The sequence below is a fragment of the Sphingomonas sp. genome (assembly GCF_019746015.1).
Taxonomy (GTDB): domain Bacteria; phylum Pseudomonadota; class Alphaproteobacteria; order Sphingomonadales; family Sphingomonadaceae; genus Sphingomonas.
In genome coordinates, this window is the sequence record NZ_JAIESM010000065.1 from 38711 (window position 1) to 64177 (window position 25467).

The 25467-nt window shown below is 67.1% G+C and carries 22 protein-coding genes; 12 read left to right on the top strand and 10 right to left on the bottom strand.

All coding sequences use genetic code 11. The features are described from left to right. Nucleotides 1–50: 50 nt before the first annotated feature. Nucleotides 51–3500 carry a transcription-repair coupling factor gene (mfd, locus tag K2Y03_RS09550; protein ID WP_294090349.1) on the bottom strand — a complete coding sequence of 1150 codons (3450 nt, stop codon included), beginning with the start codon at nt 3498–3500 and terminating at the stop codon, nt 51–53. Nucleotides 3501–3532: 32 nt separating this feature from the next. After that, nucleotides 3533–3799 carry a succinate dehydrogenase assembly factor 2 gene (locus tag K2Y03_RS09555; RefSeq protein WP_294090350.1) on the bottom strand — a complete coding sequence of 89 codons (267 nt, stop codon included), beginning with the start codon at nt 3797–3799 and terminating at the stop codon, nt 3533–3535. A gap of 77 nt (nt 3800–3876) precedes the next feature. Here K2Y03_RS09555 and recG point away from each other — a divergent pair, with 77 nt between their 5' ends. Next, nucleotides 3877–5931 carry an ATP-dependent DNA helicase RecG gene (gene recG, locus K2Y03_RS09560; protein WP_294090351.1) on the top strand — a complete coding sequence of 685 codons (2055 nt, stop codon included), beginning with the start codon at nt 3877–3879 and terminating at the stop codon, nt 5929–5931. Between the two features lie 143 nt (nt 5932–6074). Here the strand turns inward: recG and K2Y03_RS09565 are convergent, their stop codons facing one another. The 5 genes from K2Y03_RS09565 to serS all read right to left on the bottom strand — a co-directional run bounded on the left by K2Y03_RS09565 (nt 6075) and on the right by serS (nt 10945). Next, nucleotides 6075–6398 carry a PilZ domain-containing protein gene (locus K2Y03_RS09565; protein WP_294090352.1) on the bottom strand — a complete coding sequence of 108 codons (324 nt, stop codon included), beginning with the start codon at nt 6396–6398 and terminating at the stop codon, nt 6075–6077. A 109-nt stretch (nt 6399–6507) separates the two neighbouring features. Beyond that, nucleotides 6508–7734, bottom strand: a complete 1227-nt coding sequence (tyrS, locus tag K2Y03_RS09570) for a tyrosine--tRNA ligase (RefSeq protein WP_294090353.1) — start codon at nt 7732–7734, stop codon at nt 6508–6510. A gap of 59 nt (nt 7735–7793) precedes the next feature. Next, complete coding sequence (locus K2Y03_RS09575; protein WP_294090354.1) at nt 7794–8888, bottom strand: M23 family metallopeptidase; 1095 nt, start codon at nt 8886–8888, stop codon at nt 7794–7796. A gap of 12 nt (nt 8889–8900) precedes the next feature. Continuing rightward, the gene (gene surE, locus K2Y03_RS09580; protein WP_294090355.1) at nt 8901–9665 is read right to left on the bottom strand and encodes a 5'/3'-nucleotidase SurE; all 765 of its coding nucleotides are present in this window, start codon (nt 9663–9665) and stop codon (nt 8901–8903) included. Next, entirely contained in the window at nt 9665–10945 is a 1281-nt protein-coding gene (gene serS / locus K2Y03_RS09585) for a serine--tRNA ligase (protein WP_294090356.1), read from the bottom strand. Before serS ends, surE begins: the two co-directional genes overlap by 1 nt. Before the next feature lie 184 nt (nt 10946–11129). On the opposite strand from serS, the gene K2Y03_RS09590 reads away from it, so the two are divergent. The 3 genes from K2Y03_RS09590 to K2Y03_RS09600 all read left to right on the top strand — a co-directional run bounded on the left by K2Y03_RS09590 (nt 11130) and on the right by K2Y03_RS09600 (nt 13531). Continuing rightward, complete coding sequence (locus K2Y03_RS09590; protein WP_294090357.1) at nt 11130–11948, top strand: hypothetical protein; 819 nt, start codon at nt 11130–11132, stop codon at nt 11946–11948. A gap of 663 nt (nt 11949–12611) precedes the next feature. Next, a complete protein-coding gene (gene dksA, locus K2Y03_RS09595) occupies nt 12612–13079 on the top strand; it encodes an RNA polymerase-binding protein DksA (protein WP_294090358.1) in 468 nt (155 codons plus the stop codon). Between the two features lie 80 nt (nt 13080–13159). Continuing rightward, nucleotides 13160–13531: a PilZ domain-containing protein gene (locus K2Y03_RS09600; protein ID WP_294090360.1), complete on the top strand. Its 372-nt coding sequence runs from the start codon at nt 13160–13162 to the stop codon at nt 13529–13531. 78 nt (nt 13532–13609) lie between these two features. Here the strand turns inward: K2Y03_RS09600 and K2Y03_RS09605 are convergent, their stop codons facing one another. Further along, the gene (locus tag K2Y03_RS09605) at nt 13610–13765 is read right to left on the bottom strand and encodes a YdcH family protein (RefSeq protein WP_294090361.1); all 156 of its coding nucleotides are present in this window, start codon (nt 13763–13765) and stop codon (nt 13610–13612) included. 182 nt (nt 13766–13947) lie between these two features. Here K2Y03_RS09605 and K2Y03_RS09610 point away from each other — a divergent pair, with 182 nt between their 5' ends. Then, on the top strand, nt 13948–14145 hold the full coding sequence (locus tag K2Y03_RS09610) for a DUF465 domain-containing protein (protein ID WP_294090375.1): 198 nt from the start codon (nt 13948–13950) through the stop codon (nt 14143–14145). A 78-nt stretch (nt 14146–14223) separates the two neighbouring features. After that, nucleotides 14224–14676 carry a DUF1465 family protein gene (locus K2Y03_RS09615; RefSeq protein WP_294090362.1) on the top strand — a complete coding sequence of 151 codons (453 nt, stop codon included), beginning with the start codon at nt 14224–14226 and terminating at the stop codon, nt 14674–14676. Nucleotides 14677–14686: 10 nt separating this feature from the next. On the opposite strand, the gene K2Y03_RS09620 is transcribed toward K2Y03_RS09615, so the two are convergent. Continuing rightward, entirely contained in the window at nt 14687–15667 is a 981-nt protein-coding gene (locus tag K2Y03_RS09620; RefSeq protein WP_294090363.1) for a nitronate monooxygenase family protein, read from the bottom strand. A 112-nt stretch (nt 15668–15779) separates the two neighbouring features. Here K2Y03_RS09620 and K2Y03_RS09625 point away from each other — a divergent pair, with 112 nt between their 5' ends. Further along, nucleotides 15780–18374: a M1 family metallopeptidase gene (locus K2Y03_RS09625; protein ID WP_294090364.1), complete on the top strand. Its 2595-nt coding sequence runs from the start codon at nt 15780–15782 to the stop codon at nt 18372–18374. Between the two features lie 16 nt (nt 18375–18390). On the opposite strand, the gene K2Y03_RS09630 is transcribed toward K2Y03_RS09625, so the two are convergent. Further along, nucleotides 18391–18918: a gamma carbonic anhydrase family protein gene (locus tag K2Y03_RS09630; protein ID WP_294090366.1), complete on the bottom strand. Its 528-nt coding sequence runs from the start codon at nt 18916–18918 to the stop codon at nt 18391–18393. A gap of 382 nt (nt 18919–19300) precedes the next feature. On the opposite strand from K2Y03_RS09630, the gene K2Y03_RS09635 reads away from it, so the two are divergent. Genes K2Y03_RS09635 through K2Y03_RS09655 form a run of 5 tightly spaced genes read left to right on the top strand, consistent with a single transcriptional unit; the run spans nt 19301 to nt 25429 of the window. Further along, nucleotides 19301–21082: a methyl-accepting chemotaxis protein gene (locus K2Y03_RS09635; protein WP_294090367.1), complete on the top strand. Its 1782-nt coding sequence runs from the start codon at nt 19301–19303 to the stop codon at nt 21080–21082. A 27-nt stretch (nt 21083–21109) separates the two neighbouring features. Continuing rightward, on the top strand, nt 21110–21379 hold the full coding sequence (locus K2Y03_RS09640) for an STAS domain-containing protein (protein WP_294090369.1): 270 nt from the start codon (nt 21110–21112) through the stop codon (nt 21377–21379). Continuing rightward, nucleotides 21376–23544: a chemotaxis protein CheA gene (locus K2Y03_RS09645; protein ID WP_294090371.1), complete on the top strand. Its 2169-nt coding sequence runs from the start codon at nt 21376–21378 to the stop codon at nt 23542–23544. The genes K2Y03_RS09640 and K2Y03_RS09645 overlap by 4 nt, the downstream gene beginning before the upstream one ends. Beyond that, a complete protein-coding gene (locus K2Y03_RS09650; RefSeq protein WP_294090373.1) occupies nt 23541–24407 on the top strand; it encodes a protein-glutamate O-methyltransferase CheR in 867 nt (288 codons plus the stop codon). The genes K2Y03_RS09645 and K2Y03_RS09650 overlap by 4 nt, the downstream gene beginning before the upstream one ends. Next, nucleotides 24404–25429 (top strand): chemotaxis response regulator protein-glutamate methylesterase, encoded by a 1026-nt coding sequence (locus tag K2Y03_RS09655; RefSeq protein ID WP_294090374.1) that lies wholly within the window; start codon nt 24404–24406, stop codon nt 25427–25429. Before K2Y03_RS09650 ends, K2Y03_RS09655 begins: the two co-directional genes overlap by 4 nt. Nucleotides 25430–25467: the final 38 nt, after the last annotated feature.

A 25467-nucleotide genomic window follows, 5' to 3' on the forward strand; every position in this document is an offset into this window, starting at 1 on the left:
AATGCTGGACAACGCGCCCTTAGTATCCACGAGACGCTCTACTTAACCCCTCACCCCGCCGCTTTGGCCAACCCCCGTGCCAGCTGCAGCGTGCCCTGCAGCCGTGCCTTGCCGTCGGTCCAGGCGCGGGCCAGCACCAGCTTGCTGTCGGGCCGCAGCTTGGCGATGCCGCCCAGCCGTTCGACATAGGCAAGGAGCGCCGGAACATTGGGTGGCCGGTCGTCGTGAAACGCGACCAGCGCGCCGCGCGGGCCGACATCGATCTTGGCCACCCCGGCGCGCTTGGCGTGGAGCTTGATCTCGATCAGCCGGATCAGATTCTCGGTCGCCTCGGGCAGGGTGCCGAACCGGTCGATCAGCTCGGCGGCGAACGCCTCGATCGACTGCGGCGCGTCCAGCTCGTTCAGCCGGCGGTACAGCCCCATCCGCAGGTCGAGATCGGGGACATAGTCCTCCGGGATCAGGATCGGCGCGTCGATGGTGATCTGGGGGCTGAAGTCGCGGCGCTCCTTCAGCATGCCGCCGGCCTTTGCCTCCAGGATCGCCTCCTCCAGCATCGACTGGTAGAGTTCGTAGCCCACTTCCCGGATATGGCCGGACTGCTCGTCGCCCAGCAGATTGCCGGCGCCGCGAATGTCCAGATCATGGCTGGCCAGCTGGAAGCCGGCGCCCAGCGATTCGAGGTCCGACAGCACCTTCAGCCGCTTCTCCGCCGTCTCGGTCACGATGCGGTCGGCAGGCGTGGTGAGATAGGCATAGGCCCGGGTCTTGGCGCGCCCCACCCGGCCGCGCAGCTGGTAAAGCTGGGCGAGGCCAAAGCGGTCGGCGCGGTGGATGATCATCGTGTTGGCGCTGGGGATGTCGAGCCCGCTTTCGACGATGGTGGTCGACACCAGCACCTCGAACTTGCGGTCGTAAAAGGCGGACATGCGCTCCTCCACCTCGCTCGGGCTCATCTGGCCATGGGCGACGACGTAGCGGATCTCCGGCACCTGCTCGCGCAGGAATTCCTCGATGTCGGGCAGGTCGGCAATGCGCGGGGTGACGAAGAAGCTCTGCCCGCCGCGATAATGTTCGCGCAGCAGCGCCTCGCGGATCACCACCGGGTCCCACGGCATCACATAGGTGCGCACCGCGAGGCGATCGACCGGCGGGGTCTGGATGACCGACAGCTCGCGCAGGCCCGACATCGCCATCTGCAAGGTGCGCGGAATGGGCGTGGCGGTGAGGGTGAGGACATGGACATCGGCCTTCAGCGCCTTCAACCGCTCCTTGTGCGCGACGCCGAAGCGCTGCTCCTCGTCGACGATCACCAGCCCCAGCCGCTTGAAATCGACCTGCTTGGCCAGAATGGCATGGGTGCCGACGACAATGTCGAGCGTGCCATCGGCCAGCGCCTCGCGCGTCGCCTTGGCTTCGGCCGGGGTGACCAGACGGGAAAGGCGGCCGACGCGCAGCGGAAACCCCTCGAACCGGCTGGCGAAATGGTTGAAATGCTGGCGGGCGAGCAGGGTGGTGGGGCACACCACCGCCACCTGCAGCCCGGCCATCGCCGCGACGAAGGCAGCGCGCAGCGCAATCTCGGTCTTGCCGAAGCCGACATCGCCCACCACCAGCCGGTCCATCGGCTTGCCGGCGGCAAGGTCGTCCAGCACATCGGCGATGGCACGGTCCTGATCGTCGGTTTCCTGATAGGGGAAGCGGTCGACGAAGGCGGCAAAACCGCTCTCGTCGGGCAGCGCCACCTCGCCCGAGCGCAGCGCGCGTTCGGCGGCGACCGCGATCAGCTCACCGGCAATCTCGCGGATGCGCTCCTTCATCCGGCTCTTGCGACGCTGCCAGGCTTCCCCGCCCAGCCGGTCGAGCGTGCCCGTCTCGTCGCTGCCATAGCGGCTGAGCACGTCGATATTCTCGACCGGCACATAGAGCTTGTCGCCGCCGGCATATTCCAGCGCCACGCAGTCATGCGGGCTGGTGCCGACGGGGATCGAGACCAGCCCGGTATAGCGGCCGATGCCATGGTCATTATGGACGACCAGATCGCCCGGCGAGAGCGTCGCCAGTTCGGCCAGGAAGGCATCGGCCGATTTGCGCCGCTTGGCCCGCCGCACCAGCCGGTCGCCCAGCATGTCCTGCTCGGTCAGCAGTGCGATGTCGGGCGCGGTAAAGCCATGGTCGAGCGGCAGCACGACGAGTGCGACATTGCCGCCGGCGGCCAGGCCCAGGGCCTCCTGCCAGCTGTCCGCCTTCATCAACCGCTTCACGCCATGATCGGCGAGCAGGCCGGCCAACCGCTCGCGCGCGCCGGTCGAATAGCTGGCGAGCACCAGCTTGCGCTCACGCGTCACCCGCGCGGCATGGGCGGCGACCGCTTCATAGACATTGGCGCCGGTCGCGCGTTCGGGCGCGAAATCGCGCGGGCCGTCGATGCCGAAGCCGATCACCTGCGCGCTGTCCGGCTCGTGGAAGGGCGTTGCCAGATGCGCGGTCGCCGCCGTCAGCGAGCCCGTCCATTCGTCGGCGGAAAGATAGAGCAGCTCGGGCGGCAGCGGGCGATAGCTGCCGGGATCGGCCGACTGGGCCTTCACCCGGTTGGCGTGATAATCGGCGACTGCCTCGAACCGCGCTTCGGCCGCCCCGGCAACGCCGCTGGCCCGCACGATGACGGCATCGTCGGCCAGATGATCGAACAACGTCGCCAGCCGTTCCTCGAACAGCGGCAGCCAATGCTCCATGCCGGCCAGCCGCCGCCCCTCCGAAATCGCCTGATACAGCGGATCGCCGGTGGCGCTGGCGCCGAAGCGTTCGCGGTAGCGGCTGCGGAACCGCTTCACGCTGTCCTCGTCGAGCAGCGCCTCCGATGCCGGCAACAGGGTGAAACCGTCGATCCGGCCGGTGGTGCGCTGATCGGCGGGGTCGAAGGTGCGTACGCTTTCAATCTCGTCGCCGAAGAAATCGAGCCGCAGCGCCTGTTCAGCACCGCTGGGGAACAGATCAACGAGCCCGCCGCGCACCGCGAATTCGCCGGCATCGGTCACCGTCTCGACGCGGGTATAGCCGTTCGCCTGCAGCAGCGCCGCCACCCGGTCGCGCGCAATCCGGGCGCCGGGCGCCAGCGTTGCGACCAGCTGGCGGATGCGGAAGGGCGTCAGCGTGCGCTGGCTGGCGGCGTTGGCGGTCGTCACCAGCAATTGAGGCTGGCGGCGCGGCGCCTGCAGTGCGTGGAGCGTCGCCACCCGCTCCGCCATCACGCGCAGCGTGGGCGAGGAGCGATCATAGGGCAGACAGTCCCATGCCGGAAAGGTCATCACCGCCAGCTCGGGCGCGAAATAGGGCGCGGTCGCGGCAATTGCGCGCATCTCCGCCTCGTCCGCCGCGATCAGCACCGCGCGCCCCTTTGCCCGCGCCAGATCGGCCAGCAGCCAGGGCAGGAAGCCGCCCGGTACCCCCGCCAGCGTCAGCGGCTGCGCGGCGGCCAGAATCATGTGAAGGTCGGTCATCGCAATGTCCTTGGCGCGGCGCGGGCCGGTGCTCAGTCGGCTATCGGCACGTAGTTGAGCACCTTCAGCGCGGCCAGGATGGGCCCTTGAAAGGCGGGCGGGGGCACCGCCATGCCGGTTGCCCAGGCCATGATATCGACGTCCTGCTCTTCCAGCAGCGCCTCGACAATAGCGATGTCGGCGTCGTTCCAGCCGGGATGCGCGGCGTCGAAGAAGCCGCCGATCAGCAGATCGGCCTCCTTGGTGCCGCGGTGCCAGGCGCGGTAGCGCAGGCGCTTCAGCCGTGTCTCGCGATCCATGCCCGTTTTCCCATCGCCAATTGGCCGACAGCGCTTGGAGAACGCCGCCGGCTCGGGTTAGAGCGAGGCGCATAGCCATGCGCCCGCAAATCCTCAATCCACTGTTTGCCGAGGTCACCGCGCTGAAAGGCGTGGGGCCGGCGCTGGCGCGCCCGCTTCAGCGGCTGAAGATCGCGCGGGTGCTCGACGTCGCGCTCCATCTGCCCAGCGGCTGGATCGACCGGGTGCCGCGCGACACGCTCGACATGGCCGATGCCGGGCGCACGATCGTCATCACGCTGACCCCGTTCGATTATCGCCAGGGCGGGCGCGGGCCGGTCAGGGTGCAGGCGCTGGATGGCGCGGGCAACCATGTGTCGCTCGTTTACTTCGGCGGCAATGCCGGCTGGGTGAAGAAGCTGCTGCCGCTGGGCGAGGCGCGGCGCGTGTCCGGCCGGCTGGAGATGTACGGGCAGGAATTGCAGATCATCCACCCCGATTATGTGCTGCCGCTGGACGAGGCGGACGGCATTGGTGGGCGCGAGGCGATCTATCCGCTGTCCGAGGGGCTGACCTCGAAACGGCTGGGTCAGCTGGCGGTGCAGGCAATCGAACGCGCGCCGGCGCTGCCCGAATGGATCGAGCCTGGCCTGCTGGCGCGGCGTGGCTGGCCGGCGTGGCGCGATGCTCTTGCGCAGGTGCATGCCGATCCGCAGGACGCGGTCGCGCGCGCGCGGCTTGCCTATGACGAGGTATTCGCCAACCAGCTGGCGCTGATGCTGGTGCGCGCGTCGAGCCGGGCGCGCACGGGGCGGGCGCTGGCCGGCGACGGACGGCTGCGCGCGGCGCTCCAGCTGCCCTATGCCCCCACCGGCGCCCAGGCGCGCGCAATTGCGGAGATTGAGGGCGACCTAGCGCAGTCGGCGCCGATGCTGCGGCTGCTGCAGGGTGATGTCGGTTCCGGCAAGACGCTGGTTGCGGCGATGGCGCTGCTGATCGCGGTGGAGGCGGGGGCGCAGGGGGCGCTGCTTGCCCCCACCGAAATTCTGGCGCGGCAGCATTTCGACAATCTGCAACGCCTGCTCGCCGGCCTGCCGGTGAACCTTGCGCTGCTCACCGGCCGCGACAAGGGCCGCGCGCGCGAGGCGACGCTGATGGGGCTTGCCGATGGCAGCATCGACATCCTGATCGGCACGCACGCCATTTTTCAGGAAGCGGTTGCCTATCGCGACCTGGGGCTGGTGGTGGTGGACGAGCAGCACCGCTTTGGCGTTGCAGAGCGGATGATGCTGACCGCCAAGGGCCAGAACCCGCATCTGCTGGCGATGACGGCCACCCCCATTCCGCGCACGCTGACGCTGGCCGTCTATGGCGAGATGGACGTCAGCCGGCTGGACGAAATGCCCCCCGGCCGCCAGCCGATCGAAACGCGCATCATCAGCGAGGATCGGCTGGACGCCGTGATCGATGGCCTCGGCCGGCATCTGGCCGCCGGTGGTCAGGCCTATTGGGTATGCCCGCTGGTCGAGGAAAGCGAAAAGACCGACCTTGCCGCCGCAGAGGCGCGCGCGGCGGCCCTTGCCCTGCGATTTCCGGGTCAGGTCGGGCTGGTGCATGGCCGGATGAAGGGCGCGGAGAAGGACGCGGTGATGGCCCAGTTCGCCGCTGGCCGGCTGGGCGTGCTGGTTGCCACCACGGTGATCGAGGTGGGTGTCGATGTGCCCAATGCGACGCTGATCGTGATCGAGGCGGCCGACCGCTTCGGCCTTGCCCAGCTGCACCAGCTGCGCGGGCGGGTGGGGCGGGGGACGGGCGCCTCCAACTGCCTGCTGATCCGGGGCAGCCAGCTGAGCGACACCGCGCGCGCGCGGCTGGCGCTGCTGCGCGAAACCAATGACGGTTTCCGCATCGCCGAGGAAGATCTGCGGCTGCGCGGCGCCGGCGAACTGCTCGGCACGCGCCAGTCGGGGGAGGCGCAGTTCCGGCTCGCAACGCCCGAGATGCTGGGCGAGCTGCTACCGATCGCCACCGATGATGCCCGGTTGCTCATCGACCGCGACGGTGGCCTGAACGGACCCCGGGGCCAGGCCGCGCGGCTGGCGCTCTATCTGTTTGAGCGGGATGCGGGTGTCGCACTGCTCCGCTCGGGTTGAGTTTTTTTGTTTGATTGAAGCGGTACCGGCCCGTTCCCCCACCCGGCCACCCATCAAGGATACCATCGTGGGTGGTCGGGTGGGGGAGCGGGCCGGTGCCGACGCTGGTTCAGTGAAACTGAAACCAATGGCCAGCGCGCGGCTTATCCCTTGCCCTTCAGAAGCGCAGCGAGCAGGTCGTAATAATCGGCCACCGCGATCTTGCTCGCCAGTTCGCAGCCGATCCGGCCACCCAGCGCCCAGCGCACCTCGGCGGGAACGGCGCCAAGCCCGGGCAGCGTCACCGCGATCCGGTCCCCCGGCGCCAGCGGTGCATCGCATCGCGCCATCAGCCCCTGCGCGGAAATGTTGACAAGCAACAGCTCCAGCGGGCGCTTGTCCGGGCCTGTTGCCCGGGTGCGGTAATGCACCTCGTCGCGCGTGGCGGCGCGGTCGTCCCTGAATGCCAGTGCTGCGCGTATCGCCATCGCACCATCCTTTGCTGCTAAACGCCGGATAAGGTGCGTGCGGTGAACGAGGCCGATAGGAAAATGCTTAACGCGGCCAACCCCGTATATATGCCGGGGGTGAAACGGTTCAGCCCGGCAGTAGCAGGCCGTGATGCTTCTTGCCGGCCGACACGCGCACCGGATCGGGGCTGACGTTGATCGTCATGCCCTCGTCGGCGGCCTTTTCGCCGTCCACACGCGCGCCGCCGCCCTTGATCAGTCGCCGGGCCTCTCCCTTCGACGCGGCTAGCCCCAGGCCGACCAGCGCATCGACCAGCGTGATCGTGCCGCCGGGCACCACCAGCCGGGGCAGTGCGTCGCCAGCGGCCCCTTCCTCGAAGGTACGGCGCGCCGTTTCGGCCGCCGCAAGGGCGGCATCCTCGCCCCGGCAGAGCGCGGTTGCGGCGTCCGCCAGCTGCTTCTTCGCCTCGTTGATCTCGGCGCCCTGCAGCGCTTCCAGCCGGGCGATCTCGTCGAGCGGAAGATCGGTGAAGAGGCGCAGGAAGCGGCCGACATCACGGTCATCGGTGTTCCGCCAGAACTGCCAATAGTCATAGGCCGGCAGCGCATCCTCGTTCAGCCACACAGCACCGGCGGCGGTCTTGCCCATCTTGGCGCCATCGGCGGTGGTGATGAGCGGGCTGGTCAGGCCGAAAAGCTCTGCCCCGTCCATGCGCCGCGCCAGTTCGATTCCGTTGACGATATTCCCCCACTGGTCAGACCCGCCCAGCTGCAGCCGGCACCCCATCCGCTTGGCCAACTCGGCAAAGTCATAGGCCTGCAGGATCATGTAGTTGAATTCGAGGAATGTCAGCGGCTGTTCGCGGTCCAACCGCAGTTTCACCGAATCGAACGCCAGCATCCGGTTGATGGTGAAGTGGCGGCCCACGTCACGCAGGAACGGAATATAGTCGAGCGTGTCGAGCCAATCGGCATTGTTGACCATCACCGCATCGGTTGGCCCGTCGCCAAAATGCAGGAACCGCTCGAAAACGCGGCGGATCGACGCGATGTTGGCGGCAATGGCCACGTCGTCCAGCAGCTTGCGGCTCTCGTCCTTGCCGGATGGGTCCCCGACCTTGGTGGTCCCGCCGCCCATCAGCACGATCGGCTTGTGACCGGTCTGCTGTATCCGCCGCAGCATCATGATCTGGACAAGGCTGCCGACATGGAGCGACGGCGCGGTGGCATCGAAACCGATATACCCTGCCACCGCCTGGCCGACGGCTAATGCATCAAGCGCGGCGGCATCGGTCGCCTGGTGGATATAGCCGCGCGCATCGAGCGTGCGCAGCAGGTTGGATGAATAGGTCATGGTCCTGCTCGTCTAGGCAAAGCGCCCGGTCATTCAAGCGGCAATCGCTGGGCGCCGGTTCAGCGGCGCGGCAACTGGCTCAGCGGGTCCACCGGCGCGCGGCCTTTGCGCAGCTCGAAATGAAGCTCGGGTCGGTCGGCAAAGCCGCTGTCGCCCGACAGCGCAATGGTTTGCCCGCGCTTCACCGATTGGCCACGCTGCACCAGCACCTGCCCGACATGGCCGTAAAAGCTGCTCCAGCCATCGCCATGTTTCAGCATGACCAGCCCGCCCAGCCCGGCCACGCTGTTGCCGCTATAGGCCACGACGCCATCGGCCGAGGCCAGCACCGGCGTTTGCAGCGGCACTGCGATCTTGATGCCGTCATTGCGCTCCCCGCTTGCCCCGGGGCCGAAGCGCCGCACCACCGTGCCGGTCACCGGCCAGCCCCAGCCACCGGCGAAGCGCGCCGGGGTGGTGACGCTGGTTTCCGGCGGCAGCACCCGCGCGGGGCTGGTGGTGGGGGCCGCCGGCGGCGCGGTGCTGGCAACGGCCGGCTCGCCGCCGGTCACGATATCCTCGATATCGACCATCAGCGCATCGGCGCGCTCGGCCGGGCTTTGCGGCGTGGTGCGCGGAATCAGCACGCGCTGCCCGGCGCGCAGGATGAACGGCTCCTCCAGCGCATTGTCGGCCACCACCTGCCGCCACGGCACGCCATAGGCGCGGGCGATGGCGATCCCGGTCTCGCCCGCGCGCACCAGGTGATAGCGCCCGGCCGGGATCTTCAGCAGCTGGCCCGGCTTGATGATGAACGGCGCCACCAGCCCGTTCGCCCGCGCGATCGCTTCCGACCCGGCGCCGGTCTTGTTGGCGATGGCGCGCAGCGTGTCGCCCGGCTGTACGACATAGTCTTGCGCCGCCACATCCTGCGCATCCGGGGTTACCGGGCGCGCCTCCCAGACGGGGCGGGCAGGGGCGCCGGGCATCGCCTGGCTCGTCGCGGGCGCGGCGGCAACCGGTGGCGGCGGCTGGTCGGGCGGCAGCTGGTCATAACCGGCCGGTAGGCTTACCTGCGGCCCGCGATCGCTCGCCCGCTCGATCGGCGGTGGAATGCACCCGGCCAGCACCGCGCCCTGCACCAGCGCCATTCCGAGAAACGCCATGCCCCGCATCACCAGCTCCGCTTACTCATAGGCTGCGCGGATCATATCGATCGATTGATGGTGTGTCAGGTCAAGATGCAGTGGCGTGACAGCGACATAGCCGTCGGCGACCGCCTCGAGGTCGGTCGCGTGCGCGGGCGTCTCGATTGTCGGCCCCAGCGCGAACCAGTGATATTCATAGCCACGCGGATCGCGATTGGTGACGATCCTGAGCCGGCCATAATCGCGCAGGCCCTGGCCCACCACGCGCACGCCCTGCACCTGCTCCGCATCGCATGGCGGGAAGTTGATGTTGACCAGGGTGCGCGGCGCGAGCGGGGCCTCCAGCAGCGGCTTGAGCACTTTCGCGCCCCAAGCGCGGGCAGCGGCGAAGGGCACCACATCGCCCATCCCCTCGCGCGCATAGGCCTGGCTGAGCGCAATCGAGCGGACGCCGGCCAGCGCCCCTTCCATCGCCGCGGAAACGGTGCCGGAATAGGTCACATCTTCCGCCAGATTGGCGCCGCGATTGACGCCCGACAGGATCAGGTCTGGTTTGGCATCGGCCATGATCCGCGCCAGCGCCATCATCACCGCGTCGGTCGGAGTGCCGGCCACGGCAAAGCGGCGCTCGCCGTGCTGCCGCACGCGCAACGGGCGGGTGAGGGTAAGCGAATGGCCCGCACCCGATTGTTCCTCGGCCGGCGCCACGATCCACACATCGTCGGAAAGCGTGGCGGCGATCTCCTCCAGCACCTTCAGTCCCGGCGCGTGATAGCCGTCATCATTGGTCAGCAGGATGCGCATCAGGCGAGCTCCAGCCGGTTGACGCCGCCCATATATGGCCGCAGCGCGTCCGGCACGGTGACGCTGCCATCCGCATTCTGGTAATTCTCGATCACGGCGACGAGCGTGCGCCCGACCGCAAGGCCCGAGCCGTTGAGCGTGTGGACGAATTCGGTCTTCTTCTGCTCGCCCGCCACGCGGTAGCGCGTGTTCATCCGCCGCGCCTGGAAATCGCCCGTGTTCGAGCAGGAACTGATCTCGCGATACGTGCCCTGGCCGGGGAGCCAAACCTCAAGATCATAGGTCTTGCGCGCGCCAAAGCCCATGTCGCCGGTGCACAGCAGCAGCTTGCGATAGGGGAGGTTCAGCTTTTCGAGGATCGTCTCCGCCGCGCGGGTCATCCGCTGATGCTCGGCCTCGCTGTCCTCGGGGCGGACGATGCTGACGAGTTCGCACTTCTCGAACTGGTGCTGGCGGATGAACCCGCGCGTGTCGCGCCCGGCGGCGCCCGCTTCGGAACGGAAGCACAGGGTGAGCGCGGAGAGGCGGATGGGCAGGGCGGCTTCGTCGAGCAGCTCGCCCATCACACTGGCGGTGAGGGAGACTTCGCTGGTGGGGATGAGCCAGCGGCCATCGCTGGTTCGGAAGCTATCCTCGGCAAACTTCGGTAATTTATCGGTACCATACATTGCGCCATCGCCCACCAGCACAGGCGGGTTGCACTCGGTATAGCCATGCTCGCGGGTCTGCGTGTCGAGCATGAACTGGCCGAGCGCGCGGTGGAGGCGGGCCATGTCGCCGCGCAGAAAGGTGAACCGCGCGCCGGACAGCCGCGCGCCGGTCTCGAAATCCATGCCGAGCGCGGGGGCGAGATCGGCATGTTCCTTGGGCGCAAAGTCGAACGCGCGCGGCGTGCCCCAGCGCGAAACCTCGACATTGCCGGCTTCGTCCGCGCCAACGGGCACATCGTCGGCCGGCAGATTGGGGATCAGCGCCAGCGCCTGTTGCAATTCCTCGCCGAGCGCCTTTTCTTCGGCTTCCAGTGCGGGAAGCTCGGTCTTCAGCGCGGCCACTTCCGCCATCAGCGCCTGGGCGGTGGCTTCATCCTTTGCTGCCTTGGCCGCGCCGATTGCCTTGGAGGCGTCGTTGCGGCGCGCCTGGGCGGCCTGCATCCGCGTGGTGACGGCGCGGCGGCGCTCGTCGAGCGCGATCAGCTCGGCCGCGCGCGGTGGCAGGGCGCGGCGCGCCAGCCCTTCGTCAAAGCGTTCAGGGTATTCGCGGATGAAGCGGATGTCGTGCATGGCCCCGCGCTATGGCGGGGCCAATGCCAACAGGCAAGCGCGGGATTAGGCGGCTTCGCCCTGCGCGACTTCGGCCGGCGCCGCGCGGCGGGCGAGCCGCTTGCGCGCGACCAGCGCTGCGGCTGCCGCGCCGAACAGCAGGACCATCGGCGGTGCCGGCACCGGCTCCGGCCCGCCCGACGAGGTGCTGCCGCCCGACGAGCTGGCGCTCGACGTGGAGCTGGAGCCCGAGGTCGAAGTCGAGCCCGAGGTGCTGCTGGTCGTGCTGAACCCGCCGGTCGAGGTCGAGAAACTCGACGAGGCGCTGGTGCTGGTCGACGAGGCCACCACGCCGCTCGAACTGGCCGAGCTGGTGATGTCGCCCGACGACGAGGAGGTCACCGCGCCGCTGGAGCTTGCCGAGCTGGTGATGTCGCCCGACGAGCCACCGCTCGCCGACGTCACATTGCCGCTCGACGACGAACCACCGGTCGAGGAGCCGCCGGTCGAGGACGTGCTCGACACACTGCCCGACGAGGTGGACGAGCCGCCCGTGGACGAGGTGCTCGACACGCTGCCCGACGAGGTAGAGGACGAGATATCGCCCGACGACCCGCCGCTGCCGCCGCTCGCCGACGAGATGTTGCCGGAGGAGCCGCCGCTGCCACCGCTGGCCGACGAGATATTGCCCGACGAGGTCGACGAGATGATGATGTTGATGCCGCCGCTGGTGCCGCTCGACGTGGTGCCGCTGCTCGTGCCGCTCGACGTCGACCCGCCCGAGGTCGATCCGCCCGACGTCGACGAGGACCCGCCCGAGGTGGAGGTCGACGATGCCGAACCGCCGCTGCCGCCCGAGGATGAAATCACCACGCCGCTGCTGCCGCCACCGCCGCCGAAGAAACCACCGCCAAAAAAGCCACCACCAAAGCCGCCGCCGAATCCGCCCGTGCCGCCGATGATCACCGGCGCCACGCCACCGCCGCCGCCGGCGATCGGGAAGTCACCGCTCGACCCGGCATAGGGCGGGGGCAGCGGCACGGGTGTGCTCGCCACCGTCACGGTGGCGGGCGGGCAGGTCGCCGTGGTCGTGGTCCGTGTGATCCTGCGCACGCGCGTGGCCTTGCCGGCGACCTGGCGCACGGCCGTGCGATGCACGACGCGCTTGGTCTTTTTGACATAGGCGACACGCGGCTTTGCCGATTCGGTCATGTGAACGGCGCCGCCGCCAACCACGGCGCCACCGCAAGCGCACGCACATAGTTTTGCCAAAGCCATCCGAACTGACATGCGCCACACTCTCTCTTGGTCGGCTTGCCCCGCCCAGCCCGCTTTGGATGAGCGGGCTATGACGGGACCGTATCTAATAAAGTGCAGAACAAACTATTAATTACAACGAGATTAACCACGAAAGCTGCCCAGCTTTGGGATTGCGCCATCAGTGATTTGATATTGGGCGCGATGATGTATCGAAATGGGACATTTTTCTTGCTGCGGTCTTTCCCATGTGCCGGAGGCAGGCATCCGGTCTTGATCGCAAATTTCAAATCCTGTGGGATCATGCGCAAGAAATGCCATGAAATGCGGATGCTTGGCGCAAACGTTGCTTGTTCCCAACGCCCAGTGCGGTTATAGGCGCGCCGGGTGGGACAAAAGCGCAACAGCGCAGTCGCGTCAGGAGAGTAGCATGGCGTCTGTAGTCAAAAGCGTTAGCGAGGCGGAGCAACCTGGGCCGGTTGCCGCCAACGACCCCGAAAACGAGTATCGGCCGAACGCCGACGAACCATTTATGAACCCGCGACAGCAGGCCTATTTCCGGCAGAAGCTGTTGAAGTGGAAGGACGCCATTCTCGCCGAAGCCCAGGGCACGCTGAACCAGCTCCAGAGCGACAGCCTGCGCGAAGCCGACCTTACCGATCGCGCATCAAGCGAGACCGACTGGTCAATCGAACTGCGCACCCGCGACCGGCAGCGCAAGCTGATTGCGAAGATCGATGCGGCGCTCCGCCGGATCGATGAGGGCGAATATGGCTATTGCGAGGTCACCGGTGAGCCGATTTCGCTCGCCCGGCTGGAAGCGCGGCCGATCGCTACCATGACGGTGGAGGCGCAGGAGCGCCACGAGCGCAACGAGAAAGTGTCGCGAGACGACTGATCGCGCGCCCGATTTAAGCATTTTGCTAAGCATTGCTGCTCTAATGCCGTTCCGTCGAGGGACGTCAATCAGAGTGAGCAATGGACCAGTTTCCGCAAGATCCTTTTGAGTCGGTTGACGCGGCCGCCAATGCTGATCGGCATCGTGTGCGCGACAGCCTGTTCCTGATGGCATCGGTGCGCGTGCCCGGCATGCGCGATCTCGTGCCGGTGCGCGTGCGCAACCTGTCGAGCGGCGGGCTGATGGCGGAAACCCCGAAGCCGATCGACAAGGACATCCCGGTCGAAGTCGATGTTCGCGGCATCGGCTGGGTCAGTGGTCGCGTTGCCTGGTGCACTCAGGGGCGGCTGGGAATTTCCTTCAACGCGCCCATTGATCCGATGCTGGCGCGCAAGCCCGTTGTCGGCCGCGGCAAGGCCACAATTGCCAAGCCGATCACGACGCTATTCTAGCTATCGTTGTGATCATGGGGACGGCGCTGGCGCAATTTGGTGCCCGGCCGGACGAAGCGCCCGGCCCGGGCAACCTGCTCAGTGCGCCGACATCTCTTCCTTGATTTTCAGCTTCTGTTTCTTCAGGTCGGCGATCACCAGCGCATCAGGCAACGGTCGCTGCGATTCGAGCGCAATGCGCCGGTCCAGCGTGGCGTGTTTGGCCATCAAAGATGCGTGATGAGCGCTGTTCATGGGGGATCGACTCCTTTCCCGAAACGCCCCGGAAAGCGACCCGGGGGCACCAAGCTAATCACGATTCGCATGGGTTGGCGAGGGGGGTGGCGCCGGCTCTGCCGATTTTTTCGACGAAGCGATTTTGGCCGGTGCGCCGGCGCCAAAACTTGCTATTGGCCGGTCGCGATCAGGAAGCGCCGATGGATCAACGCAATCTAAAACAGCAGCTGGAAACGCTGCGCTGTGAGCATAGAGATCTGGATAGCGCGATTGCGGCGCTGTTTACCCAACCCAATGCCGATGAGCTGCAGATCGCGCGACTCAAGAAGCGCAAGCTGCGCCTGCGTGACGAGATCGCCATGATCGAGGATCAACTTATCCCCGACATTATCGCCTGACGCGCAGTTTTGGGACGGTCGCGCGTGCCCGCGGACGTTTTCGTGCCGCGATCGTTCTGGCATATTCCGGGCATGGGGATGGACGTTGATAATGCACTTCTGCACCGCCGGCTGATCGACCAGCTCTACGTCGAGGCGATGGTGATGGCGGATGAGGCGCGCAGCTATTTCGATGAGGGCGGGCGCGAGGAGCGCGAGGCGCTGGACCCGATGGCGCGGGTGAGCTTCTCGTGCGAGTCGTTGAAGGTCACCACGCGGCTGATGCACGTGATTGCCTGGCTGCTCACCCAGCGGGCGGTTGCCGCCGGCGAAATGAGCCCGCGCGACGCGCGCGATCCGTCGCGCCGGCTGGGCACTGGCCCGTCGAGCGATACGGCGGCGTTGCAGTTGATGCCGCCACGCGCGCGGCAGCTGATCGACGCCAGCATCGACCTGTTCCGCCGCACGGCACTGCTTGATTCAGCCGAAGAAGACGTGCCGACCGTCAGCCCGGCGCGCGCAATGCTCGCGCGGCTGAACAACGCTTTCTGAAACGATCGCCCTAGGCCGGCACCGCGACCGGGAGCGCGCCGATCCGCTCGCGCGCCGCGTGATATTCGCGCTCGAGCTTGTCGACATATTCCGCGACCGTCGAGACGCGATCAATGGCGCCAACGCCCTGGCCCGATCCCCAGATATCGCGCCAGGCCTTTGCTTTGCTGCCTTCGTTGCCGCCGAAGTTCATCGTGCTCAGGTCGCCCTTGGGCAGATTGTCGGGGTCGAGCCCGGCGCGCTCGATCGAGCCGCGCAGATAATTGCCCCACACCCCGGTAAACAGGTCTGAATAGACGATGTCGCTGGCGCGCGACTTGACGATCTCATCCTTGTACCCGTCGACCGCATTGGCTTCCTTGGTGGCGATGAAAGCGGAGCCGATATAGCCAAGATCGGCGCCCATCGCCTGTGCGGCCAGCAGCGCGCCGCCCGTTGCCATCGATCCGGACAGTGCGAGCGGCCCGTCGAACCACTGGCGGATTTCCTGCACCAGCGCGAAGGGGCTCTGCCGCCCGGCATGGCCGCCGGCGCCGGCGGCAACCGCGATCAGCCCGTCCGCGCCCTTTTCGATTGCCTTGCGCGCGAAGCGGTCGTCGATGATGTCGTGCAGGGTGATGCCGCCCCAGCCGTGCACGGCGGTGTTCAGGTCTTCACGCGCACCCAGCGACGTGATGATGATCGGCACCTGCCATTTGGCGCAGGTGGCAAGATCGGCTTCAAGCCGGTCGTTCGAGCGGTGCACGATCTGGTTGACCGCAAATGGCGCCGCCGGCCGATCCGGATTGTCACGGTTCCAGGCCGACAGTTCCTCGGTAATGCGGTGCAGCCACTCGTCAAGCAGCGCCTGCGGCCGCGCGTTGAGCGCCGGGAACGCCCCGACAATGCCCGCCTTGCACTGGGCAATCACCAGATCGGGTCCGGAAATGATGAACAGCGGGGAACCGATCAGCGGCAGCCGCAGGCGATCGAACAGAGGAGGCAGGCTCATAAATCAAGTTTCATACGACAACGAATTGCGTTGTCCAGACCCCGCGCAATTGCATCACGGCGAAAATCGCCTAAGGCAGCGCACGATGATTTCCTTTGGCGGAGAGAATGGCATGAAGCGATCGGCACTGGTGATGGGCGTGTTGATGATGGGGGCTTCGGCGCCGGCCATGGCGGCTGGTCAACTGCCCAAGACGGTGGTGCCGGTGCGTTATGACATCACCGTTGATCCGGATGCCGCCACCAAGCGCTTCACCGGGCGGGAGACGATCACGGTTACCGTGAAGGCGCCGACGCGCACCGTGACGCTGAATGCCGCCGATCTTGATATCGGCTCGGCCACGATCGACGGGCGCAAGGCAACGCTGACCGCTGACGACAAGCAGCAGCGCATCACGCTCACCGCCGCTGCGCCGTTGAAGCCGGGAACCCACACGCTCGCTTTCCAGTGGAAGGGCAAGATCAACGACACCGCCGCTGGCTTCTTCGCGATCGACTATAAGAATGCGGATGGCACGTCCGCGCGCATGCTTGCCACGCAGTTCGAGGCGCCCGATGCCCGCCGCTTCGCGCCGATGTTCGACGAGCCGTCGTTCAAGGCGCGGTTCAAGCTGTCGGCGGTGGCGCCGGCGGGGCAGCTGGCCTTCTCCAACATGCCGGCCACCGTCAGCAAGCTGGCCGATGGGCGCCAGCTCTACAGCTTTGCGACCAGCCCTGTCATGTCCAGCTATCTGCTGTTCCTCGGCATGGGCGATGTCGAGCGCAAGACGGTGATGGCCGGCAAGACCGAGATCGGCATCATCACGCGGCGCGGCGTGGTGGATCAGGGCGACTATGCGCTGGCGGAGGCCAAGCGCCTGCTTACTTACTACAATGACTATTTCGGCCAGCCCTATCCGCTGCCCAAGCTCGACATGATCGCCGGCCCCGGCTCCAGCCAGTTCTTCGGCGCTATGGAGAATTGGGGCGCGATCTTCTATTTCGAGCCCACATTGCTGTTTGATCCCAAGCGCGCGACGGAAAGTGCTCGCCAGCGCATCTTCACCGTCGTGGCGCATGAAATGGCGCACCAGTGGTTCGGCGACCTGGTCACCATGAAATGGTGGGACGATCTGTGGCTGAACGAAGGCTTCGCCTCGTGGATGGAGAGCAAGGCCTCCGCTGATCTCAACCCCGCATGGAATGCGCGCGCGTCCGCCGTGACCGAGGAGCGTGAGGGCGCGATGGGCATCGACGCGACCGCCGCCACGCACCCGATCGTGCGGCATGTCGAAACGGTCGACCAGATCGGCGAATCGTTCGACGCGATCACCTATCAGAAGGGGCAGGCCGTGATCGGCATGCTCGAATCGACGCTGGGGGCGGACACGTTCCGCGCCGGCATCCGTCGCTACATGGCGCGCTACAAATACCAGAACACCGAAACCGGCCAGCTCTGGGCCGAACTGGCGGCGGCCGCCGGCAAGCCGGTTGCCGAAATCGCCAATGACTTCACCCGCCAGGCCGGTGTGCCGATGGTGACAGTGTCGGCCGGTGCCTGCGCCGGCGGGCAGACGCCGGTTACGCTCACACAGTCGCGGTTCGGGCTCGATGCGGCCTCCAAGACGCCGCAGCGCTGGCGGGTGCCGATGGTGCTGTCGACGCTCGGCGGCAAGGCAACGCCCGCTATTGTGACCGCCGGCGCGCCGAACAGCATCCGGCTGGCCGGGTGCGGCACCGTGGTCGGCAATCTGGGCAAGGGCAGCTATGCACGCATTGCCTATGACGCGCCCAGCCATGCCGCCATCGTCGGCGATTATGCCAAGCTCGATCTGGCCGACCGGCTCGGCACGCTGAGCGATGATTTCGCGCTCGCTTTGTCGGGGGATCAGACGCTGACGCCCTATTTCGCGGTGCTGGGCCAGGTAAAGCAGGACGCGAGCCCGCTGGAATGGTCGACCGTCAATGGCCAGCTGTCCAGCCTGATCGGCCTGTTCTTCGGCACCCCGCTGGAGGCGCCGCTCAGGGCGCGCAGCAACCAGATCCTGTCGCCGGTGCTGGCGCGGATCGGCTTCGTCGCCAAGCCGGGCGAGGAACCGCTGGTGACGACGCTGCGCGAATCGCTCATCAGCCGGCTGGGCGTGAATGGCGATCCGGCCGTGATGGCGGAGGCGCGGCGCTATGTGGCGCAGCTGGCAACCAACCCGACCGCCATTCCGCCCTCGATCCGCCAGCCCATTCTGAACAGCTTTGCGGCAAACGCGACGCCTGAGGAGTGGGACGCGCTGTTTGCGCTGCTGAAGTCGACGTCCGACCCGGTGGTGAAGAACGGCTATGTCCGGCTGCTGGGCCAGTCGCGCAATCCGGCGCTCGCGACCCGCGCGTTGGGCCTGCTGTCAGGGGCAGAACTTACTGCGCCGCAAAAGGGCAGCCTGCTCGCCACCATTGCCGGCCGCCACCCGGACTTGGCGTTCGACTGGGCCGTTGCCAATCTGGAGACCGTCAACGGCTTTCTGGAGACGAGCACGCGTGCGCAATTTGTCGTCGGCCTGGGGGCGGGGTCGAGCGATCCGGCGATGCCCGGCAAGCTGAAAGCCTTTGCCGAGAAGAACATTCCGGTCGAGTCTCGCGGGGGGCTCACCCGGGCACTGGCGACCATCGCTGTCAACAAGGCCGCGGCGGACCGGCTGCGCGAGGCGGTGACCGCCTGGCTTGCCGACGCGAAGTAATCCTGCGCCGCCGGGTTCAGTCGATCCGCCTGAGCCCGGCGGCCATGGCCTGCGCTTTTTCGACATAATGCTGGGCGGAGGCGCGCAGGAGCGCGGTGCCGCGTTCGTCCACCTGGCGCACGGCCCGCGCCGGGCTGCCGACGATCAGCGTGTTGGCCTCAAACACCTTGTCCTCGGTCACCAGTGCGCCGGCGCCAATGATGCAGCCTTCGCCAATCACCGCGCGGTTGAGCACGATCGCGCCCATGCCCACCAGCACCAGATCGCCAATCGTGCAGCCGTGGAGAATGGCGTGGTGGCCGATGGTGCAATCGGCGCCGATCGTCAGCGGCGCGCCGAAATCGGAATGGAGCATCGCGCCCTCCTGAATATTGCTGCGCGCACCCACGATCATGGGGGTGTTGTCGCCCCGGATGACGGCGCCGAACCACACGCTGGCCCAGGCGCCCAGCCGCACGTCGCCGATCAGATCGGCACTGGGCGCGACCCATGCGCCCGCCGGATCGAGCACCGGGTGCTTCCCGTCGATTTCGTACAGCGGCATCGCGTCTCTCCCTGACTATGGTTTGTCTTGGGTGATGGCGGCGAAGACCGCCGCGCGCAACCGCCACGGCCCGCCTTGATTTGTGCCTGCGTTGCTTCGTGTCGACCCGCACTCGACAGACTCTTCGTAATTTTACGATCCCGGCAAAAATTCAGGCGGCGCGGGGCAGCGTGCTAAAAGCAAAATTTACCCTTGTTCCGATAAGCGGTCAGGTGTGACGCGCGCCTGAATGACCGCAGGTGCCGCCACCGGATGAGGAGGGGCAAGCATTGCTCCGAACTCACCGCATCAATCGGGTCATGGGGCACATATGAAAATCAGGCAGAAAGGTCAGATCGGCGGCGCGGTTGTCCTCGGTGCGCTGGTCGTCAGCGCGGGCATTATGTCGTTTGGCATGAACCATATCCGGTTCGGCGGCGCACTTTCCAACGAGAGTGAGAAGATGTTGCGGCTGACCTCCGACGTGGTGCCTGCCACGATCATCATCCGCGGTCCCGCCTTCGAAACGACCCGGCTCTATTACGAACCCGACAGCTTCGAGGCCCGGCGCGAATTGCTGAAGGAAATGGAAGCCAATTTCCGCGACAAGGTACAGAAGTGGCGCACGGCCGGAATGAAGCCTGAACTGCGCAAGCAGTTCGATCGCACTGTGAAGGAGGCTGAGGGGTATTTCGAAACACTGGATACTCAGTTCCTTCCGGCGGTCGCCCGGCGCGACAAGGAAGCGATGGACGCCTCATTTGTTGATTTGATGGGCCGCTATGATCTTCAATCCGGCGAAGCCGATGCGATGGCGGAGCTGCTCGGCAAGGAGCGCGTGGCGCTTCAGAAGCAGGCCGACAATGCGCTGATGGTGACCAGCGCGCTGATGGCGGCGCTGGGGCTGGCCGTGGTCGCGCTTATCATGTTTGGGCTGTGGTATCTCAACCGCCTGGTGCTGGTGCCGCTGGCGCGCACGGCGGGGGCAATGGAGCGCATGGCCGAAGGCGATCTCGACGTTGCCGTCGAAGGCGGCGACCGGGGCGATGAAATGGGCACCATGGTCCACGCGATCGAGGTGTTCCGCGACGTGGCCAAGGGCCGTGCTGCCGCCGAGACCAAGCAGCGCGAGGTGGTAAGTGAACTCGCCGCCGGCATGAAGGAACTGGCCAAGGGCAATCTGGCGGTGCGGCTGAACAACGCCTTTGCCGCTGAATATGAGCCGCTGCGCCTGGGCTTCAACGATACCGTCTCCGGCCTTGCTGAAACGCTGACCGGCGTGTCGCATTCGGCGGCGAGCGTGAGCAACGGCTCGAGCGAAATCCGTGCGGCATCTGACGATCTGGCGCGCCGCACCGAGCAGCAGGCGGCATCGCTGGAGGAAACCACGGCCGCGATGAACCAGGTGACGGCCGGCGTCTCTGAAACCGCGCGCGCGGCAACAGAGGTCACCCGGTCGATCGCCGAGGCGCACCGCGAAGCGACCGATGGCGGCGCCGTTGTCGAGCGCACCGTGGCCGCGATGGGGGCGATCGAGCAGTCTTCGAACGAGATCACCCAGATCATCAACGTGATCGACGGCATTGCCTTCCAGACGAATCTGCTCGCGCTGAACGCCGGCGTTGAAGCGGCACGCGCTGGTGAGGCGGGCCGTGGCTTTGCCGTGGTCGCCAACGAAGTGCGCGCGCTCGCCCAGCGCTCGGCCGATGCGGCAAAGGACATCAAGAAGCTCATCCTGGCGAGCGGCGAGCAGGTGGCCGGCGGCGTCGAGCTGGTCGGTCAGACGGGCGAGGTGCTGAAGCGCATCGTCGCGCGTGTCGGCGAGATCAGCACCATGGTGCACGACATCGCCCAGTCCGCCGAAGCACAGGCTGCCAATCTGCAGCAGGTGAACAGCGCCGTCGGCGACATGGACAAGACCACGCAGCAGAACGCCGCCATGGTTGAAGAAACCACCGCCGCCGCGCGCAGCCTAGCCAGCGAGGCCGATGTGCTGACCGATCTGGTCAGCCGCTTCGTGGTCGATGGCGGCCAGCGCAGCCGGGCTCCGGTCAGCGCGCCGTCCGCGCCGGTGGCCCGCAAGGCGCCGGCTCGCCCGGCCGCGCGGACCGCTCCTCCCCCCGTGGTTGGTAACCTCGCGGTAAAGGATGTTGTGGTTGATGACGAGGATTGGACCGAGTTCTGAGAACCGGCCCATTTCGGGGGGTAGATAATGGCGGAAATCAATTTGCCGGCTCGGTGCGATCGCCAGGCGATCGTCGGCCTGGTCGATCCGATCCTGGCAGCGCTGAACGCAGGGGCGGTCACCATCGACGCGCGCGAAGTTGCCAAGCCGGGCCAGGCCCTGCTGCAGCTGCTCTACAGCGCGCGCAAGACGGCGGAAAGCCTGGGGCAGACCTGCACCATCCTGCCCTCCGACGCACTGCGCGAGATGGCCGAGATGGCCGGGGCACACGCCCTGTTTGAAGGACAAGCGGCATGACTGCGGAAGAAATCCAGGCAATTTTCTTCGTCGAATGCGAAGAGGCGCTGGCCGCCGCCGAGCAGGGCTTGTCCGCATGCAAGGCGGGCACTGCCGATGCCGAGACGATCAACGCCGTGTTCCGCGCGGTCCACTCGATCAAGGGCGGCGCCGGGGCGTTCGGTTTCGAGGCGCTGCAGGCCTTCACCCATGGCTTTGAGACCTTGCTGTCCGACGTGCGCGACGGCGTGCTGCCGCTGTCCGATCCGCTCAACGCGCTGATGCTGCGCGCGCTCGATGTGCTGGCCGACCATGTGAATGTCTGCCGCTCGGGCGGGGCGAACCCCGATGACGCGGCGATTCTGGCCGAACTGGACGCCGCGCGCTCCGGCAATTTCGGTGCAGCGCCGGCGGAGGCTGCCGACGCGCCGGCTACACCTTCTGGCGATGGCCTGGACTTTGATGTCGATGCGCTGCTCGCCGATCTGGACTTCGGCAGCGAAGCGCCGGCCGCAGAGGCCGCGCCAGGCTGGCTGGTGACGATCCGGCCGCGCGCTGGCGCGATGGCCAATGGCGGCGAGCCGATGCTGATGCTGCGCGAAGTGGCGCGGCTGGGCGGGGTATGCACCGCGATCAACAGCGACGATGTGCCGCTGCTCGAACAGTTCGATGCAGGGGCCGCTTATCTCGGCTGGCAGTTTGTCGTGCCGGCCAGTGTCAGCCGTGCCGCGATCGAGGAGATTTTCGATTTCGTCGGCGATGATTGCGGCCTGACCATCGAGGAAGCGGTCGACGCGCCGGCAGCGGTTGCCGAGATCGTCCCGGAACCCGTGCCGGTGGTGGCGCCGGTTGCCGAACCCGTGGCGCCCGCAGCAGAGCCGGCGGCGGTCGAGCAGGTGGCAAAGCCTGCCCCCGTTGCCGCCGCGCCCAAGCCCGCTGCAAAGCCCGCCGAGGCGCCCGCGGAAGCGCCGGTCAGCCAGGCGGCCAGCCAGTCGATCCGCATCGACCTGTTCAAACTAGACCGTCTCATAGATACTGTGGGAGAGCTGGTGATCGCGCAGGCGATGCTCGCTCAGCGGCTGGGCGCCTCGGGCCTCAGCGCGATTGACGAGCTGGCGGTGCTGGATGGCCTGACCCGCGACATTCAGGAAAGCGCGATGGGCATCCGTGCCCAGCCGATCGGCTCTGTGTTCAGCCGCGTGCCGCGCATCCTGCGCGAGTTGGAAAGCTCCACCGGCAAGCGGGTGCGGTTGGAAATGTCCGGCGAGGCGACCGAGCTCGACAAGACTGTGCTCGAACGGCTCGGAGAGCCGCTGACGCACCTGATCCGCAACGCGGTCGACCATGGCATCGAGCCGGCCAATGAGCGGCTGGCCGCCGGCAAGACCGCCGATGGCGTGCTCTATCTGTCTGCCGAGCAGCGCTCGGGCCGCATCCTCATCCAGGTGCGCGACGACGGCAAGGGCATCGACCGGTCGCGCGTGCTGGCCAAGGCGCGCGAGCGCGGCCTGGTCGCGCCCGACCAGCAGCTGTCGGACGAGGATATCGACAATCTGATCTTCGCGCCCGGCTTCTCCACCGCGCAGCAGGTGTCCAACATTTCCGGCCGCGGCGTCGGCATGGATGTGGTGCGCCAGAATGTGAAGGACCTTGGCGGTCGCATCACCATTGATTCGCGCCCCGGCCAGGGCTGCACCTTCACGCTCGCGCTGCCGCTGACGCTCGCGATTTCGGACGGCATGATCGTGACGGTGGGCGACCAGACGCTGGTCGTGCCGCTGGCCAATGTGGTGGAAAGCCTGCGCCCGGGCGAGGCCGAGATCGCCTCGCTGGGCGCCGGCCGCCAGATGCTGAACGTGCGCGGCAAATTCATCCCCGTGTTGCCGCTTGAGCGCACTGTTGGTGCCGAGCGGGCGGTGGTTGATCCGCGCGAAGCGGTGCTGATCGTGGTCGATACCGAATCCGCCGGCCAGGCCGCGCTGCAGGTGGACATGATCTGCGACCAGCGCCAGTTCGTCATCAAGTCGCTCGCCACCCATTACCGCTCGATCGATGGCGTCGCCGGCGCCACCATCCTGGGCAATGGCGAGGTGGCGCTGATCGTCGATGTCGATGCGGTGGTGGCGCGTGCCGTCTCCACCCCTGCGGTCGGCCCGGTGCCGCGTGATGTGGTGCCTGCCGAATGAACATGGCGGCCAGCTTTGACCGGCTGCCCGGCGTAAGTGCTGGCGTCTATGCCGAGGCGGATTTCGACGCGGTGCGCGCGCTTCTCTACAAGGAAGCCGGCATCGTGCTGCCGCCGGGCAAGGCGATGCTGGTCTATTCCCGGCTGGCGCCGCTGGTGCGCGGTCGCAACTGCGGCACCTTTGCCAATTATATCAAGATGATCGAGCATGACGCGGAAGAGCGCCGCAAGGCGGTCTGCGCGCTGACGACCAACCACACTTTCTTCTTCCGCGAAGAACATCATTTCGAGCATTTCGCCGCCGAGGCGCGGCCGCAGCTGGTGGCCCGCGCCAATGCCGGGCAGCCGGTGCGCATCTGGTCTGCCGGCTGTTCGAGCGGGGAGGAAACCTGGTCGATCGCGCTCACCCTGCTGGGCGCGGACCGGGGCGAGGGGCGCCGCATTGCCGGGCAGGATGTGGTGATCCTGGCCAGCGACCTGGCCGACCATGCGCTCGCTGCTGCCCGCGCCGCGCGCTATCCGGCGGCCGCCGTCGATCCGGTGCCGGCGCCGCTGCGCGAGGCATGGATGCAGGTTGGCGGCGATACCGCGACGGTCTCGCCAGAGGTGACGCGGATGGTGCGGTTCCGCACGCTCAACCTGCTCGGCGCGTGGCCGATGCAGCGCCGGTTCGACGTCATCTTCTGCCGCAACGTGATGATCTATTTCGATCAGCCGACCAAGGAAACGCTGGTCAGCCGCTTTGCCGAGCAGCTGAACCCCGGCGGCCTGCTCTACATCGGCCATAGCGAGCGCGTGACCGGGGCGGCCGCCCGCGTGCTGCGCCCCATCGGCAACACCATCTATCGGAAGGAAGCGGCATGACTATCCGTGTCTTGATCGTCGACGACTCTCCGACGATGCGGGCGCTGCTGACCGAGCTGCTGCGCGCCGAACCCGATATCGAGGTGATCGGCACCGCCGTGGACGCCAATGACGCGCGCGGCCAGATCCGCGCGCTTGATCCCGATGTGGTGACGCTTGACATCGAAATGCCGGGGATGAGCGGGCTCGACTTTCTCGAGCGGCTGATGCGGCTGCGGCCGACGCCGGTCGTGATCGTGTCGGGGCTGACCCAGCAGGGCGCGGAAGTGACCGCGACGGCGCTGTCGATGGGCGCGGTTGATTGCTATGCCAAGCCCCAGGGGCGGCCCGGCGCGCTGCTCAGCTGCGACGGGGGCCGGCTGGCCCAGTCGATCCGCGCGGCGGCCGCGACGCGCGGCCGGCAGATCGATGTGCGCCCGGCGCGTGCGGCGATCGCCAGCGGCCAGCGCCGTGCCGATATCGAGATGATCGCGGTCGGCTCCTCGACCGGCGGGGTGGAGGCGCTCCATGTGCTGCTCGCCAGCTTCCCGGCCGATTGCCCGCCGACGCTGATCGTGCAGCATATCAACGGCCATTTCGCCAGCGCGGTTGCGCGCCGGCTGGACGAATGCTGCGCGCCGAAGGTGCAGCTGGCCGACAGCGACGTGCGGCTGATGCCGGGCAATGTCTATCTGGCGCCGGGCAATGAACGCCATCTGACGGTGCGCGGCACCGGCCCCTATTTCGCCAAGCTGCGCCCCGGCGATCCGGTGTCGGGCCATCGCCCCAGCGTCGATGCGCTGTTCCATTCGGTGGCGGAGAATGTGGGGCCAAATGCGGTGGGCGTGCTGCTGACCGGCATGGGGCAGGACGGCGCGCATGGCCTGCTCGCCATGAAGCGCGCGGGCGCCACCACCATCGCGCAGGATGAGGCAAGCTCGACCGTGTTCGGCATGCCGCGCGCCGCGATCCAGCTCGGCGCGGCGGGGCGGGTTGCGGGCCTGGGCCAGATTGCGGGCTATGCACTGGGTGAGGCGCGCTGATGTTTCATAAACCGATCATCGGTGCCGACAGCCGCCGC